This window comes from Bradyrhizobium sp. Kon37 (genome assembly GCF_055807535.1).
On the sequence record NZ_JBVVOY010000003.1, the window covers coordinates 486,456 to 500,694 of the forward strand.

General features: G+C 65.3%; 13 protein-coding genes. 9 read left to right on the plus strand and 4 right to left on the minus strand.

Going from position 1 to position 14,239, the window contains the following annotated elements:
• Nucleotides 1-203: 203 nt before the first annotated feature.
• Nucleotides 204-1,649, minus strand: a complete 1,446-nt coding sequence (xylB, locus tag AC0L3J_RS10155) for a xylulokinase (RefSeq protein ID WP_456765457.1) — start codon at nt 1,647-1,649, stop codon at nt 204-206.
• Between the two features lie 110 nt (nt 1,650-1,759).
• Here xylB and AC0L3J_RS10160 point away from each other — a divergent pair, with 110 nt between their 5' ends.
• The 7 genes from AC0L3J_RS10160 (at nt 1,760) to AC0L3J_RS10190 (ending at nt 9,217) form a co-directional block, all read left to right on the plus strand.
• Entirely contained in the window at nt 1,760-3,004 is a 1,245-nt protein-coding gene (locus AC0L3J_RS10160; RefSeq protein WP_456765458.1) for an MFS transporter, read from the plus strand.
• A 94-nt stretch (nt 3,005-3,098) separates the two neighbouring features.
• Nucleotides 3,099-3,704 carry a nucleotidyltransferase domain-containing protein gene (locus AC0L3J_RS10165; RefSeq protein ID WP_456650873.1) on the plus strand — a complete coding sequence of 202 codons (606 nt, stop codon included), beginning with the start codon at nt 3,099-3,101 and terminating at the stop codon, nt 3,702-3,704.
• A gap of 75 nt (nt 3,705-3,779) precedes the next feature.
• Entirely contained in the window at nt 3,780-4,127 is a 348-nt protein-coding gene (locus AC0L3J_RS10170; RefSeq protein WP_456765459.1) for a hypothetical protein, read from the plus strand.
• A gap of 37 nt (nt 4,128-4,164) precedes the next feature.
• The gene (locus AC0L3J_RS10175; protein WP_456765460.1) at nt 4,165-5,370 is read left to right on the plus strand and encodes a M20/M25/M40 family metallo-hydrolase; all 1,206 of its coding nucleotides are present in this window, start codon (nt 4,165-4,167) and stop codon (nt 5,368-5,370) included.
• A 236-nt stretch (nt 5,371-5,606) separates the two neighbouring features.
• Nucleotides 5,607-6,614, plus strand: a complete 1,008-nt coding sequence (locus AC0L3J_RS10180; RefSeq protein WP_456769686.1) for an alpha/beta hydrolase — start codon at nt 5,607-5,609, stop codon at nt 6,612-6,614.
• A 102-nt stretch (nt 6,615-6,716) separates the two neighbouring features.
• A complete protein-coding gene (locus AC0L3J_RS10185) occupies nt 6,717-7,805 on the plus strand; it encodes a mandelate racemase/muconate lactonizing enzyme family protein (protein ID WP_456765461.1) in 1,089 nt (362 codons plus the stop codon).
• Nucleotides 7,806-8,068: 263 nt separating this feature from the next.
• A complete protein-coding gene (locus tag AC0L3J_RS10190; protein ID WP_456765462.1) occupies nt 8,069-9,217 on the plus strand; it encodes an amidohydrolase in 1,149 nt (382 codons plus the stop codon).
• A 7-nt stretch (nt 9,218-9,224) separates the two neighbouring features.
• On the opposite strand, the gene AC0L3J_RS10195 is transcribed toward AC0L3J_RS10190, so the two are convergent.
• Nucleotides 9,225-9,440, minus strand: a complete 216-nt coding sequence (locus tag AC0L3J_RS10195; protein WP_007607539.1) for a hypothetical protein — start codon at nt 9,438-9,440, stop codon at nt 9,225-9,227.
• A 94-nt stretch (nt 9,441-9,534) separates the two neighbouring features.
• Between AC0L3J_RS10195 and AC0L3J_RS10200 the strand changes: the two genes are divergently transcribed.
• Nucleotides 9,535-10,257, plus strand: a complete 723-nt coding sequence (locus tag AC0L3J_RS10200) for a DUF72 domain-containing protein (protein WP_456765463.1) — start codon at nt 9,535-9,537, stop codon at nt 10,255-10,257.
• A gap of 138 nt (nt 10,258-10,395) precedes the next feature.
• Here AC0L3J_RS10200 and AC0L3J_RS10205 read toward each other — a convergent pair whose 3' ends face one another.
• Nucleotides 10,396-11,583 (minus strand): CaiB/BaiF CoA transferase family protein, encoded by a 1,188-nt coding sequence (locus AC0L3J_RS10205; RefSeq protein ID WP_456765464.1) that lies wholly within the window; start codon nt 11,581-11,583, stop codon nt 10,396-10,398.
• Between the two features lie 167 nt (nt 11,584-11,750).
• On the opposite strand from AC0L3J_RS10205, the gene AC0L3J_RS10210 reads away from it, so the two are divergent.
• Nucleotides 11,751-12,638, plus strand: a complete 888-nt coding sequence (locus AC0L3J_RS10210) for a VOC family protein (RefSeq protein ID WP_456765465.1) — start codon at nt 11,751-11,753, stop codon at nt 12,636-12,638.
• Nucleotides 12,639-12,788: 150 nt separating this feature from the next.
• On the opposite strand, the gene AC0L3J_RS10215 is transcribed toward AC0L3J_RS10210, so the two are convergent.
• Nucleotides 12,789-14,138 (minus strand): carbohydrate porin, encoded by a 1,350-nt coding sequence (locus AC0L3J_RS10215; protein ID WP_456765466.1) that lies wholly within the window; start codon nt 14,136-14,138, stop codon nt 12,789-12,791.
• Nucleotides 14,139-14,239: the final 101 nt, after the last annotated feature.

Consider the following 14,239-nt stretch of genomic DNA (forward strand, 5'->3'; position numbering starts at 1 on the left):
CCCCGATGCGCCGACGGCGGCATCGCAATCTCACCCGCGTCTCGTTGGTCCCTGGCGCGGGTGCAAGCATTAAACAAAAGGTTGTGGCGCAGGGCAATACCTCCGGCATGCCGACCAACGGTCCGGCGCTGCTTTTATCTTTTGCAGACGGAACCGATCTCGCGCGTGATGCCTTTTCTTCGCCACATCATCGCGTATCGCGATCAGCGCGGCGGCCGGTACAGGCGGCGCCATTGCGGAAGCCGCTCGGCATAGGCCTGCGCAAGCGCGCGCTCGGGCTCGAAGGTCTCGACGCGCCGTGGCGCGGTGCAGACGGCGTCGATCGCCTCACCCGTCACGGCGAGGCGGCCGAGCCGCGCCGCACCAAACGCCGCGCCGGTCTCGCCGTCGGCAAAGCGATGCACCGGCACGTTCAGGACATTGGCCAGCACCGCAAGCCAGAACCGCGACCGCGAACCGCCGCCGATGACATCGGCCTCCGCGATCGCCAGCCCGGTCTCGGCAAGCACGTCCCGGCAATCCGCAAGCGCGAAGGCCACGCCTTCGAGCACGGCTTGCACGATCGCGTCACGATCGGTGGCGTGACTGAGGCCATCGAGCATGCCGCGTACATCGGGATCGTCGTGCGGCGTGCGTTCGCCGGAGAGATACGGCAGGAAGCTGACCGGCGACGGCGCCTTCGGGCGCAACCTGAGCGGCGCCAGCAGGTCGGCCTCGGAGCTCCCCAACAGCCGCGCGATCCACGACAGGCACGAGGCCGCCGAGAGGATCGCGCCGGCTTGAATCCATCTATCCGGGACGGCGTGACAGAAAATGTGCACGACCCGCTCCGGGTTGGCCGCGATCGTCTCGGTCGGCACCAGCAATGCACCGGAGGTTCCGAGCGAGATGAAGGCTGCGCCGGGATTGACGGCGCCGATGCCGACGGCTCCCGCCGGATTGTCGCCGGCCCCGCCGGCTAGCATCGGCCGCCCGGTCATGCCCCAGCGCTGCGCCAACTCGCTCCGCAGCCGTGCCGCCGGCGCGCAGCCCTCGACCAGGCGCGGCATCTGCCGGCGCGACAGAGTGGTCGCAGCGAGCCCCTCATCCGACCAATCGCGGCTGACAACATCGAGCCACAGCGAACCCGAGGCGTCCGAGACATCCTCGATCGCCTCGCCCGTCAGCACCAGGCGCAGATAGGCCTTTGGTTGCAGCACGAGTTTTGTCGCCGCGAAGATCTCCGGCTCGTGCCTGGCGACCCACAGCAGTTTGGGCGCGGTGAATCCCGGCATCGCCTTGTTGCCTGTCGTCGTCCGCAAGGCGGGCCAGCGCAGCTCCAGCTCGGCGCATTCCGCAAAGGACCGCCCGTCATTCCAGAGAATGCAGGGCCGCAACGGCACGAGACCGGCGTCGAGCAGCGTCGCGCCGTGCATCTGGCCGGACAGGCCGATGCCCTCGACCTCGGCCAGCTCGCGCGCGTGGTCCGCCTTCAGCGCATCCAGCGTCGCGAACGTCGCTTCGATCCACTGTGCCGGGTCCTGCTCGCAATGGCCGGGACGCGGCGAGAAGACCGTCAGCGACCGGCTGCGGCTTGCCACCACGCGCTGCGCGTCGTCGACCAGAACGGTTTTGACGGCAGAGGTGCCGAGATCGATGCCGAGATACATGATGCGACTGCCTTGTGCATCCACGACATTGCGGCCATGGCGGTCCCGATGTTGGCATGCACCCGTCAATCATGTAACCCCACCCGAAACCTTGCCGGGACGCAACGCCCATGACCACCGCCGCCACCCACGACGCGGGAGCCACCCGCGCGCTGATCCTTGCGTTGCTCGCACTGGCCTGCGGGCACATGCTCTCGACCTTGCTGCGCACCATTCCGGCGGTCAGCCTCGACCTGATGGCGGCGGATTTCGGCATCGAACCCCAGGCGCTGGCGAGCCTCACCTCGGTCTATCCGTTCGCGTTTGCGGCCGCGCAGATCCCGGTCGGTGCGGCGATGGACCGCTTTGGCGTTCGGCCGGTGTCGCTGAGCCTGCTCGCGGGAACCGTGGTCGGCGCCATCGCGTCGGGGTTCGCGACGGGACCCGAAAGCTTCGCCGTCGGTCAGGTGCTGCTGGGCGTCGCCACCTCCGGCATGCTGATGTGCCCGATGACACTGGCGGCCAAGCAATTGTCGGCCGCGCGCTTCGGGCTGTGGTCGGGCGCGATCCTCTCGATTGGCAATATCGGCATGCTGCTATCGTCGAGCCCGCTCGCCTTCGTGGTCGACACTTACGGCTGGCGCGCCGGGTTCTGGATCTCGGCGCTCGGCGGCGTTGCCGTGGCGCTCGCGGTGTTCCTGCTGGTGCCGAGCCAGCCCGCCGAGCACAAGGACGAGTCCTCGCCGCTGTCGCAGATGATCGAAGTGCTCAGGCTCGGACTTTCGCGGCCCTTGCGCGGCCTGATCGCGCTGGCGCTGGTGTCGCTTGCGACCTCGCTGGTGCTGCGCGGCCTGTGGGGCGGGCCGTGGCTGATGCAGGTCAAGGGATTGTCGCGGGTCGAGGCCGGCAATCAGCTCGGCGCGTTCACGCTGGCGATGATCGCAGGTCCGCTTCTCGTCGGCATGATCGACCGCAGGATCGGACGCCGCCGCGCGCTGGTGGCGGGAACGCACCTGGCCGGCGCATTGCTGCTGGCGCTGATGGCGTTAGGGGCGCCGCACTATGCTGTCTCCATGCTGCTCGGCTTTCCCGTGATGCCGCCGCAATACGACCTGGTGCTGTTCGTGCTCATTGGCTTGGCGACCTCGGCGCAGCCGCTGCTGTTCGGCATGTCGCGGCAGCTGGTCGACGCCCAGGTCGCGGGCAAGGCGCTCGCGGCGATCAACCTCGCCTTCTTCCTCGGCGCGGCGCTGATGCAGTCGATCACCGGCGCGGTGGCGGCGTTCGCGGGGCTGCCGGCGGTGCTGCTTTTCATGGCTGCCATGCTTGGCATCGGCGCGCTGATCTTTTTGACTTATACCTCGTCGCGTTCGTAGAGGGGACCGCCGCGTCGGGAAACTCTTCGAACGAGCTCCACCACTATCAGCAGTGTCGCTTGATATTCCCAATTTGGGTAGTATAATCCCCAATATGGGTACGAATGCAGAAACCATAAACCTGTCAAATGCACTATTCTCCAAGGTGCAGCAGCGCGTGCTTGGTCTCATTTTCGCGCATCCCGACCGCAGCTTCTACACGTCGGAGATCATCCGGACCGTTGCCTCCGGCACGGGGGCGGTCGAACGCGAGCTATCGCGCCTGCGGCGTAGTGGCCTTGTCTCGGTCGAGCACATCGGCAATCAAAAGCACTATCGCGCCAACCGGCATTCGCCGATTTTCGAAGAGCTGCAGGGCCTCGTCCTCAAGACCGTGGCGCTGAGCGAGTTCTTGAAGAAAGCTCTTGAACCCTTCGCGAGTAAGATAAAGACTGCTTTCATCTTTGGCTCGGTCGCCAAGGGAACGGACACCGCGCAAAGCGATATCGACGTCATGGTGATCGGAGACGACTTGGACTACTCGGACCTCTACACCGCCTTTCAACACGCCGAGGATCGCCTGCTTCGCAAGATCAGCCCGGCTTTTCTCACATCGGAAGAATGGCGGCAGCGGTCTTCGCGGGCCGGCTCCTTCGCCAGGAAGCTAGCTCTCGGCCCGAAGACGTTCATTCTTGGCACTCAACGCGATTTGCGCGCATGAGCAAGACCGAGCTCGACAATCTCGTGAGGATCAAGCGGCTCAAGATCGAGCCGCCCACACGCAGCGAGTATCTTGGTGGTTGCGGCCGCGGGCAGCCGGTTGAAAGATGCTCAGAATGAAGACCTGGATCCCGATAGCCGTTTTGACCTGGCCTATGGCGCAGCACACCGGCTTGCGCTGGCTGCACTCCGGCGCGAGGGCTATCGTTCGGAAGACCGTATCACGGTATTTCAGACGCTGGTGCATACGATCGGAACGAGTGCACCGGAGATACAGGTCTTCCTCAAGGCCCACAACGAACGAAATCTTGCCGAATATCAGGGCCGGATGGAGATCGACGAAAAGCTTCTCGCCGACCTGGTTCGGTGCACGAAGACAATCGAAGCGGCGGTCGCCAAGCTTGATCCGCCAGCGAAGCACTAGCCCCCAGCATCGCTGGCGATGACGTAAGGAATAGTCCATGCCTGTCGACACCAAAGCCGCCACCGACCGCCTCATGCGCTTTCTCGCCGTCGAGGGCGTCACGGGACAGGAGGCTGCGATCGGGCGTGAGCTCACGGCTGCGCTGAAGGAGAGCGGCGTGCCGGCGAAGGCGATCCGGCTTGACGATGCCAATACCCGCATTCCGGTGCCGACCGAGACCGGCAATCTCATCGTCGACTTGCCCGGCCGCGGCGCGCTGCACAACCAGCCGCGCATCATGTTCATGACCCACATGGACACCGTGCCGCTATGCGCCGGCGCCAAGCCGAAGAAGTCGGGTCGCAAGATCGTCAATGATGCGAAGACCGCGCTCGGCGGCGACAATCGCTGCGGCTGCGGCGTGCTGGTGACGCTGGCGGCCGAGCTCGAAAAGCAGCAGCTCGATCATCCGCCGATCACGCTTTTATTCTGCGTGCGCGAGGAGAGCGGGCTCTACGGCGCGCGCCACGTCAAGCTCGACGAGCTCGGCGCGCCGGTGATGGCGTTCAACTATGACGGCGGCTCGGCCTCCAACGTCGTCATCGGCGCCGTCGGTGCCGACCGCTGGACCGTCGAGATCTTCGGCCGCGCCTCGCATGCCGGCGTCGCGCCCGAGCGCGGCATCTCCTCGACCATGATCATGTCGCTGGCGCTTGCCGACGTGAAGGCCGGCGGCTGGTTCGGCAAGGTGGTGAAGGGCAAGGGCGCAAGCGCGCGGCAGGGCACCAGCAATGTCGGCCCCGTCACCGGCGGCGAGGGACGGCCTGCGGGCGACGCCACCAATGTCGTCACCGACTACGTGCATGTGCGCGGCGAAAGCCGCAGCCACGACGGAAAGTTCTTCAAGGAGATCACCAAGGCCTACAAGGCCGCGTTCGAGAAGGCGGCCAGGAAAGTCACCAACGCGCAAGGCAAGTCCGGCAAGGTCAAGTTCAAGGCCGAGACCGATTATTTCCCGTTCCGCATGAAGGACAACCTTCCCGTCGTCAAACGCGCGGTGGAGGCGGTGTCCGCGGTCGGCGGAACCCCGAACGTGCGCACCGCCAATGGCGGCCTCGATGCCAACTGGATGGTCCGCCACGGCGTTCCGACCGTGACCTTCGGCGCCGGCCAGAACGAGGTGCACACCGTCGACGAGTGGATCAATCTGGACGAATACGATCGCGCCTGCGCGCTGGCCGTGCAGCTCGCAACGATGCGGTGAGGCGCGCCGGCAAAATCGAGGCGGCCCCGGCCCGCTGCGCTTGATCTAAATCAAGTGACACAGAGGTGGAAGGTCCAGCAGTGGCCGGAGGTCGCGAAAGATCGGGGCACGGACCCATTGCCATTCCTCCTAGCAGCATGAGCTCCCAGGCCACCTCCCGCAGTTGCTGGCGCGTGACGGGCGTCTTGATCCTGTCTCTTGCTTGCGCATCCTGCGCAGGACGCCCCTTGCAGGGCGTGCTCGTTCCGGTCGAGGCCGCGGAGAGCACGTCGCGTGTTCCGGTGCTTGTTGCGACGACCCGCGAGCGCGCCGCCGTCGACACTGGCGACATGTTCAGCCGCGAACGTGCCGCCGCGATGTCCTATGCGATGGTCTCTGTCTCAATTCCGCCTGACGAGGCCCGCGTCGTCGGTGCGATCCAGTGGCCGGTGGTGCCGCCCGGCGATCCGCGCCGCGAGTTCGTCACCGTGTCGGCCGACTACCTCGACAGATCCGCCTTCAATACTGCCATCAACAGTGTCGCCAAGAAGACCCGCCGCAGCAAGGCGATGATCTTCGTCCACGGCTTCAACAACCGCTTCGACGATGCGGTCTATCGCTTCGCGCAAATCGTCCAGGACTCGAGAGCCCCGGTGATTCCGATCCTGTTCTCCTGGCCCTCGCAAGGCCTGGTCGGATTGCGCGCCTATGAGCGCGACGGCGAGGTCGCCCGTGAATCCGTCGGATCGCTCGACGGGCTGATCGAGCAGGTGGCGATCAACCCCGCAATCCGCGAGGTCACCGTGCTCTGCCATTCCATGGGCTGCCTGATCACGCTGAATGCCCTTCAGGCCAGGGCACGCCGGACTGGGAAGATCGGCGGCAAGATCAGGAACGTGGCCATGGTGGCCCCCGATGTCGACTTCGCGGCGTTTCGCGAACAGATGCAGGAAATGGGATCGTCGCGGCCGCGCTTCGCGCTGTTCCTGTCGCAGGATGACGGTGCGCTGAAGCTGTCGAAGTCGATCGCGGGCGGCCTCACCCGGCTGGGCGATGTCAACGCGGAGGAAGAGCCTTACAAGGACGAGCTGGCGCGGGCCAATATTCTGGTGTTCGACATCACCCGCTTACAGGGACAAGCGCATTCGCGGGCCTTCGAAGACGTGACCACCGTGATGGGCATGATCGAGCGTAGGCTCGCTCAAGGTCAGCAGCTTGCCGAGGACGTTTCACGGCGACCGGCCGCCGGCGCGCCGGCGCAATAGCTCAACGCGATCTTGCCCAGGATGCGCCGCGATGTCGCAACGACCGCATTGCCGTGGCGCGAACGTCGGGCTAGCCTGCAAAGAAAACGCAGGAAGAAAATCATGCCGCGCATTGCAAACATCGAGACCGGATTCTACCGGATCCCCCTCCCCGTCATGCTCTCCGACTCGACCCACGGCGACATCGCAGCGTTCGAGCTGATCACCTGCCGCATCCGCGATGCCGATGGCGCCGAAGGCGTCGGCTACACCTACACGGTCGGGCGCAATGGCGGCGCCGTCGCCGACATCCTCAAGCGCGAAATCCCGCCGCTGGTCGAGGGCCGCGAGGCCGATGATACCGAAGCGATCTGGCATCACGTCTGGTGGGGCCTGCATTATGGCGGCCGCGGCGGGCCGGCGGTGCTGGCGCTCTCGGCGCTCGACATCGCGCTGTGGGATTTGAAGGCGCGGCGGGCGAACCTGCCGTTGTATCGATTGCTCGGCGGGTTCGATGCGCGCGTGCCCTGCTATGCCGGCGGCATCGACCTCGATCTCTCGGTCGAGGCGCTGCTGGAGCAGACCGACGGCAATCTCGCCAAGGGCTTTCGCGCCATCAAGATGAAGGTCGGCCGGCCCGATCTCAAAACCGACGTAGCGAAGGTCTCCGCGATGCGACAGCATCTCGGCGACGGCTTTCCGCTGATGGTGGATGCCAACATGAAATGGACGGTCGAGGAGGCGATCCGCGCCGCCCGGGCGTTCCAACCCTACGACCTCACCTGGCTCGAGGAGCCGATCATTCCCGACGACGTCGCGGGCCATGTCCGCATCATGCAGGCCGGCGGCGTGCCGATCGCAGCGGGCGAGAATTTGCGCTCGCTGTGGGAGTTCAAGAACTACATCGTCGCGGGCGCGGTGTCCTATCCCGAGCCTGACGTCACCAATTGCGGCGGCGTCTCCGCCTTCATAAAGGTCGCGCGGCTGGCGGAAGCGTTCAACCTGCCCGTCACCAGCCACGGCGCGCACGACATCACCGTGCATCTGCTCGCGGCCTGCCCGAACCGGTCGTATCTGGAGGCGCACGGTTTTGGGCTCGACAAATATATCGAGCATCCGCTGGTGCTGCAGGACGGGCTTGCGCTCGCGCCGGACCGTATCGGCCACGGCATCAGCTTCGACTGGGACGGGCTGGCGAAGCTGTCGGGGTAGCGCGGATCCGCAGCCGCCGGTGCGCCCCCTCTCCCGCTTGCGGGAGAGGGTTGGGGAGAGGGTGTCTCCGCAGTGAGATCCCCAATGACGATCGAGCCCTCTCCCGCAAGCCGGAGAGGTGAAGTGGAGCGCGCGGCGCGGTCGGTTTGCACCAGCAAGCATCAACGCGTTGCTGCACCCGAGGCATTCGCTGGCGCTTGATGCAAGCTGCGGTTATTCGGCTATGGTGTCGATGGCGACACACAATCCGAGAGATTCCCGCCTTGACCCCCGAGCTGCACCAGAAACTGACCGCGTGGCGCCGGCATTTGCATGCGCATCCCGAACTGTCCCTCCAGGAGAAAGCCACCGCCGCCTTTGTGCAGGACAAGCTCACCGAGCTCGGCATTTCCTTCGAGTCAGGCGTTGGCGGCCACGGCATCGTCGCGACCTTGACGCGCGGGCACGCCCAGGGCCGCGTCGGCCTGCGCGCCGACATGGATGCGCTGCCGATCACCGAAGATACGGGGCTAGCCTACGCTTCGCAAAATCCCGGTGTGATGCATGCCTGCGGCCATGACGGGCATACCGCTTCGCTGCTCGGCGCCGCCGCGCTGCTCGCCGCCGACACCGACTGGAGCGGGACGGTCGTTTTCATCTTCCAGCCGGCCGAGGAAGGTTTTGGCGGCTCGCGCGCGATGGTCGCGGCCGGGCTGTTCGAGCGCTTTCCGATGGATCGGGTGTTCGGCTTTCACAACTGGCCGGGACTCGCCGCCGGCACCATCGCGGTCCATGACGGCGTCGTCATGGCCTCCGGCGGGCGCATCACCATCACCATCGACGGCCATGCCGGTCACGCCGGCATGCCGCATCTGACGCGCGATCCCGTGATGGCGGCCGGCCATTTGATCGTGGCGCTGCAATCGATCGTGTCGCGCAGTGTCGATCCGCTCGACACCGCCGTGCTCTCGCTCTGCACGCTCGAAGGCGGCACGGCACGCAACCAAATCGCCGGACGCGTCTCGATCGGCGGCACGCTGCGCTACCATCGCGATGCGGTGAAGGACACCGTCGTGGCGCGGATCGAACAGATCTGCGCCGGGATTGCCACGAGCTTCGGCGTCAAGGTGACGCCGGAGATCGTCATTGGCGTCGGCGTCGTCATCAACACGCCGGCCGAGGCGGATCTCGCGCGCCTCGCCGCAGACAAGGTGCGGGCCGAGCTGCGGCGCGACCTCGCGCCCAGCATGGCCGGTGAGGATTTCGCCCATTTTCTCTCGCGGCGCCCCGGCGCCTTCGTCTGGATCGGCAACGGCGAATTGCGGGACGGCGCCGAGCTGCACGGCCCGCGCTATGATTTCAACGACGCGATCCTGCCGGTGGCATCGAGCTGGATGGCGGAAGTCGCCAAGGCGGCGCTGGCCTCGAACTAGGCCCCGCTCAAGAGATCTCGCGCGGCAGCTTCCAGCCGGGCTTCGGCTCGAACGTTTCCTCGACCTGCGCGACGTGATAGCCGGCGGGCAGAAGGCGGCCGCCCTCCTCGTCCGCGACCGGCACGTCGGTCACCAGCCCCTCGATCAAGGCGGCTTCCCACACCTCCTTCTCGGAGGGAAAGGGATCGCCGATCTGCTTGTTGCCTTCGAACAGCGCGTACATCGGTTCCGGTCCTGCGTTGATCAAGCTCACGAGCAACGTATCGGCCGCACGGACGTTCCCATCCGGCAAATCGCAACGGATGGACACCTCAAACATGGCGCGCGTTCTGATCGGAACTTCCGGCTGGCACTACGCCTCCTGGCGAGGCCCGTTCTTTCCCGAGGGCGTGACGCTGAAGCAGCAGCTGAGCTATTACGCCGGACAGTTCGACACCACCGAGCTGAACGGAGTGTTCTACCGCACCCCGACGCCGGAGGCCGTCAAGGGGTGGCGAGAGCAGACCGGCCGCGATTTCGTCTTCGCGTGGAAAGCGTCGAAATTCATCACGCATTGGAAGCGCCTGTCCGACCGCTCGGTGAACAGCCTCGAGCTGCTCGAGGATCGCATCTCACGGCTCGGCGGCAAGGCCGGCCCGATCCTGTTCCAGCTGCCGCCGCAATTCGAGGCCGACGCGGACCGTCTCGCCGGCTTCTTCAAGCTGCTGTCGCGGAAGCGGCGTTACAGTTTCGAATTCCGCCATCCGAGCTGGTATCAGCCGCGCATCTTGCGGATGCTGGCCGACGAGAACATTTCGCTGTGCCTGTCCGACCATCACGACGCGCCGGCGCCGTGGAAGCGCACGGCGGATTTCGTCTATGTGCGCGGACACGGACCAAGCGGGCGCTATCACGGGCACTATACGAAACCCACGCTGGCGCAATGGGCGCGGCGCATCAAGTCCTGGAAGCGGCAGGGCTGCGACGTCTACGTCTATTTCGACAACGACCAGAAGAGCGCGGCGCCGGCCGATGCACAGGCGTTGAAGCAATTGCTGTAGCGCCCACAAGCGCAGGACATTGCCTATGGCGTGCACGATGCGGCAATCTCGCCTGCGGCCATCCTTCGAGACGCCCGCCTGCGGCGGGCCCTCAGGATGAGGTCGTGTTTCGCGGCAAAGATACCGTGCCCTTCCTCGCTAGACGATGCCGCCTTGCCGGAGCGCCGCGATCGCGGCCTTGTCGTAGCCGAGCTCGGTCAGGATAAGATCGGTATGCTCGCCGAGCGTGGGCGGGCGCGTCGCGATTTCGCCGGGCGTTTCCGACAGGCGGACGGCGGCGCGTGCCACCGGTGCGGGCTTCGGCAGGCCGGGATAGTCGACGTCCTGCATGAAGCCGGCGGCGCGGATGTGCGGATGATCCAGCGCCTGCTGCGGGCTCAGCACGGGGCCGGTCGGAATCATGGCCTTGCCCAGGGTGTCGACGGCCTCCTGCGTGGTGCGCTCGGCGCACCAGCGCGCCATCCGCTCGCTGATCACAGGGCCGTTGTTGCCGCGGCTGATGTCGTCGGCAAAGCGCGGATCGTTCAGCCAGACCTCCTCTTCGCCCATGAGCCTGGCCCAGCGCTTGAACAGCGGATGCCCCGTGACCTGGCACAGCACCCAGCCGTCCCTGGTGCGGTAGATGTCGGCGGGCGCCGCGGTCTGGCCGAGATTGCCTGTCGGCACCCGATTGACGTTGATGACGGCCTGCTCGATCAGCGTGGCATTGGTGAAGGACAAGGCGGTTGCGAGCAATGCGCCCTCGACGATCTGCCCACGCCCGGATTTGCCGCGCTCGATCAGCGCGGCGAGCGTGCCGAACGCGCAATGCAGCGCCGTCCCGAAATCGACCCAGTTGACCGCGGCCCGGTAGGGCGGATCGCCGGCGCCGGTCATGTACACCGAGCCTGACATGACCTGGCCGACGCCGTCGAAGCCGACGCGGTCGGACCATGGCCCCGGCCCGCCGAACGCGGTGGCCGTCGTCAGGATGATGTCCGGCTTGATCGCCTTGAGCGAATCGTAGTCGAGCTTCATCGCGCGCAAGGTCTGCGGCGGCAAATTGGCGACGACCACGTCCGCGGTCGCAATCAGCCGGCGCATCACCTCCTGCCCTTCCGGCTTCATCGGATCGAGCGTGAGGCACTTCTTGTTGCGGTTGACCTGAAGAAACAGCGCGCCTTCGCCATTTTCGCCCACCGGCGCCACGAAGCGGTCCTCGCTGCCGTCGCGCTTCTCCACGCGAATGACCTCGGCGCCGTATTCGGCCAGCAAGGTCGCGCAATAGGGCCCCGCGATATAGCGCCCGAAATCGAGAACCCGGACGCCGTCCAGAACCCCTCCCATCGATCTCTTTCCTTCGTGCTTTTTGTCAGCTTACAGGGATTGGCATTGGCGGCAAGGTGGCAACGGACGCCATGCCGCTACCCTCGAGATGTGATCCGCGAATCATTTCGACTGGCGGAAATTGTGCTCTAGTATGGACCTGTCCCTCCCCCATCAGAGCCCCGTCCATGCCGCAACAATTCGATCGATCCAAAGAAGATCTCGGCAACGCGATCCATTTCGAGCACGTCAATATCCAGGTCCCGGACCAGCGCCTCGCCACGCTGTTCTATGTCGCAGGCCTCGGGCTCACCCGCGATCCCTTTCTGATGGTGTCCGACACCAATATGTGGATCAACGCCGGACGGAGCCAGTTTCATTTGCCGAGCGGCCGGCCGCAGGTGCTGCGCGGTCATGTCGGGCTGGTCATCGCGGGCCGCGAGGCGCTGCTGGCGCGATTGGCGTCGGTCGCCAAAAAGCTCGAGGGTACCGCGTTCGCCTTCGCCGAGCACAACGACCATGTCGAAGCGATTTGTCCGTGGGGCAACCGCTTGCGCTGCTACGAGCCCGACGCGGCGCGCTTCGGCCGCGTCGCGCTCGGCATCCCCTATGTCGAGTTCGACGTACCGGTGGGATCCGCCGCGCGCATCTGTGCCTTCTACCCCGAGATCATGGGCATGCCATCCGAGTTGCGGAACGGCGACGGCGCGGTTGCCGCCGTGAAGACGGGCCGCGACCAGCATCTGTTGTTTCGCGAGACCGATCGGCCGCAAGGTGACTATGACGGCCACCATGTGCAGATGTACATCACCGACTTTTCCGGCCCGTATCGCAAGCTGCTGGCGCGCGATCTGATCTCGCGCGAGGACAATCAATATCAGTACCGCTTCTGCGACATCGTCGATCTCGACAGCGGTAAACCGCTGTTCACGGTCGAGCACGAGGTGCGCAGCGCCACCCATCCGATGTTCATGCGGCCGATGGTCAATCGCAATCCGGCGCTGAACAATCGCAACTACGCATCCGGCCACGATCAATCGCTTTGGGCGATGGGGCCGGACCAGTATGAGGGATAGGCGATAACCAAGTCCCGGCCTGGCCGCAGCAACGTCGGAATGACCGAAGTCGCGGCCGGGCGGCTCCGCTGAGTGGAGCCGCCACATGTTGCGTGCGCTCCGGTGGGACGGGCATGCCCCACCTTTCGCATCAGACGGGTGAGCGTCCCGTCAGAAGTGGACCTCGGTGCGCATGCCAAGAACCACGGCGTTGTCGGTCTTCACGCCCACGGCGTTATAGCCGCGCCCGCCGGGATTGATGACATACTGGGCGTCGAACTTGAGGTTCAGCCAGCCGGTCGCCTGCCATCCGTACCAGACTTCGAGCGGCACTTCGTTGCCGCCGGCGTTGGGACTGAGGGCAGCCGTGTTCACGTGGGTCGTGCCGACCGCGAAGCCGACTTCGTCCTGGGGGCGCCAGGAGAACGTTCCAGTATGCCTGAAGCCGAGGGCGATCTGGTAATCCTGATACGACGTCCGGTGATCGGCGACGGTGGTGTTGAGGAAGGTATACCAACCCTGCGCGCCCGGACCCTCGACGGTCAACCGCTGCAGGATCGACTCGTAAACACCGAAGCGGCCGCGTTGATCGCTGATATTTTGATCCGGGACGCCACCGACGCCCGGGATGGTGCTGATGACACCGGGAAGACCGCCATCAATGGAGGAGGCGCTGTCGTACCAGCCGCCAAGTCTCCAGGTCCCGGTCAAGGGCCCCTTCGGCGCCCAGACCAGCTCCACCGGCACCATCACGCCGCTGGCGCGATTCGAGGCGGGAATGCCGGGCAGGAAGTAGACGCCCGGGTCCGACGTCGTCAGGTAACCCGGATTGGCATCGTAGACACCGACCGACACCGTGAATTCCGGCGCGATCTTGTAATGCACGACACCGGCCCACTGGCTCACCGGCCAGTTGTAGATGTAGCCACCCTGGATGTTGCCGGGCTGACCGCCGCAGAAGGTCAGGTTGATGAACTCGCAGAGACCGAAGAAGAAATCGGAGCCGACCGGAAGACGGCCGCCCTTGAGTTCAAGGCGGTCATCGAAAAGCTTCTGCGAATAATAGAGCTGCGTCAGGCGCAGAATATTGCCGCGGCCGAACACTTCGTTGGTCAGCTGCAGGGCGGGAATGTCCGCTTCGGTATTCAGGTTCTTGCCGAAGCGGTCGACCAGCGTGAGACCGACGGTGCCGCCGGGGATGCCGGCGAGTTTTCCCATATCCAGCTTCGCGCCGAACCACAATTGACCGGCGTTGGCTGCGGTGTTCCTGCTTCCACCCGAGAGGTTGCCGACGGATTCGTTGCCGAGCGTCAGGCCCAGCTCGATGCCCTGTTCCTTCAGCCTGGTCCTGCCGAGATCGCCGAACAGATACGGCCGCGTCCAGAAATCGTCAGCCGTACCATACGGAACAGGTGCAGCTTTCGTCGAAAAATCGGCCGCATATACTCCACCGCAAAACAGCGATGAGAAAGCAATCCCCACACCGCACACCCCTGCGGTGTTTATAAACCTGCGCAACATTTTACTCGTCCTCCCGCCGTCTCAGGCTTTGCTTGTTTCGCCTCACGTCCCTGCCCAAAGCCCTCGAGCCTGGAACGCACTCCCTCCCCAGCGGCCGCCGA

Bases quoted from the DNA above. Each gene is read 5' to 3' on its own strand.
- AC0L3J_RS10210 (WP_456765465.1), top strand. From the start codon at position 11,751: ATGCCGCAACAATTCGATCGATCCAAAGAAGATCTCGGCAACGCGATC.
- AC0L3J_RS10160 (WP_456765458.1), top strand. From the start codon at position 1,760: ATGACCACCGCCGCCACCCACGACGCGGGAGCCACCCGCGCGCTGATC.
- AC0L3J_RS10175 (WP_456765460.1), top strand. From the start codon at position 4,165: ATGCCTGTCGACACCAAAGCCGCCACCGACCGCCTCATGCGCTTTCTC.
- AC0L3J_RS10200 (WP_456765463.1), top strand. From the start codon at position 9,535: ATGGCGCGCGTTCTGATCGGAACTTCCGGCTGGCACTACGCCTCCTGG.
- AC0L3J_RS10215 (WP_456765466.1), bottom strand. From the start codon at position 14,138: ATGTTGCGCAGGTTTATAAACACCGCAGGGGTGTGCGGTGTGGGGATT.
- xylB (WP_456765457.1), bottom strand. From the start codon at position 1,649: ATGTATCTCGGCATCGATCTCGGCACCTCTGCCGTCAAAACCGTTCTG.
- AC0L3J_RS10195 (WP_007607539.1), bottom strand. From the start codon at position 9,440: ATGTACGCGCTGTTCGAAGGCAACAAGCAGATCGGCGATCCCTTTCCC.
- AC0L3J_RS10165 (WP_456650873.1), top strand. From the start codon at position 3,099: ATGGGTACGAATGCAGAAACCATAAACCTGTCAAATGCACTATTCTCC.
- AC0L3J_RS10185 (WP_456765461.1), top strand. From the start codon at position 6,717: ATGCCGCGCATTGCAAACATCGAGACCGGATTCTACCGGATCCCCCTC.
- AC0L3J_RS10205 (WP_456765464.1), bottom strand. From the start codon at position 11,583: ATGGGAGGGGTTCTGGACGGCGTCCGGGTTCTCGATTTCGGGCGCTAT.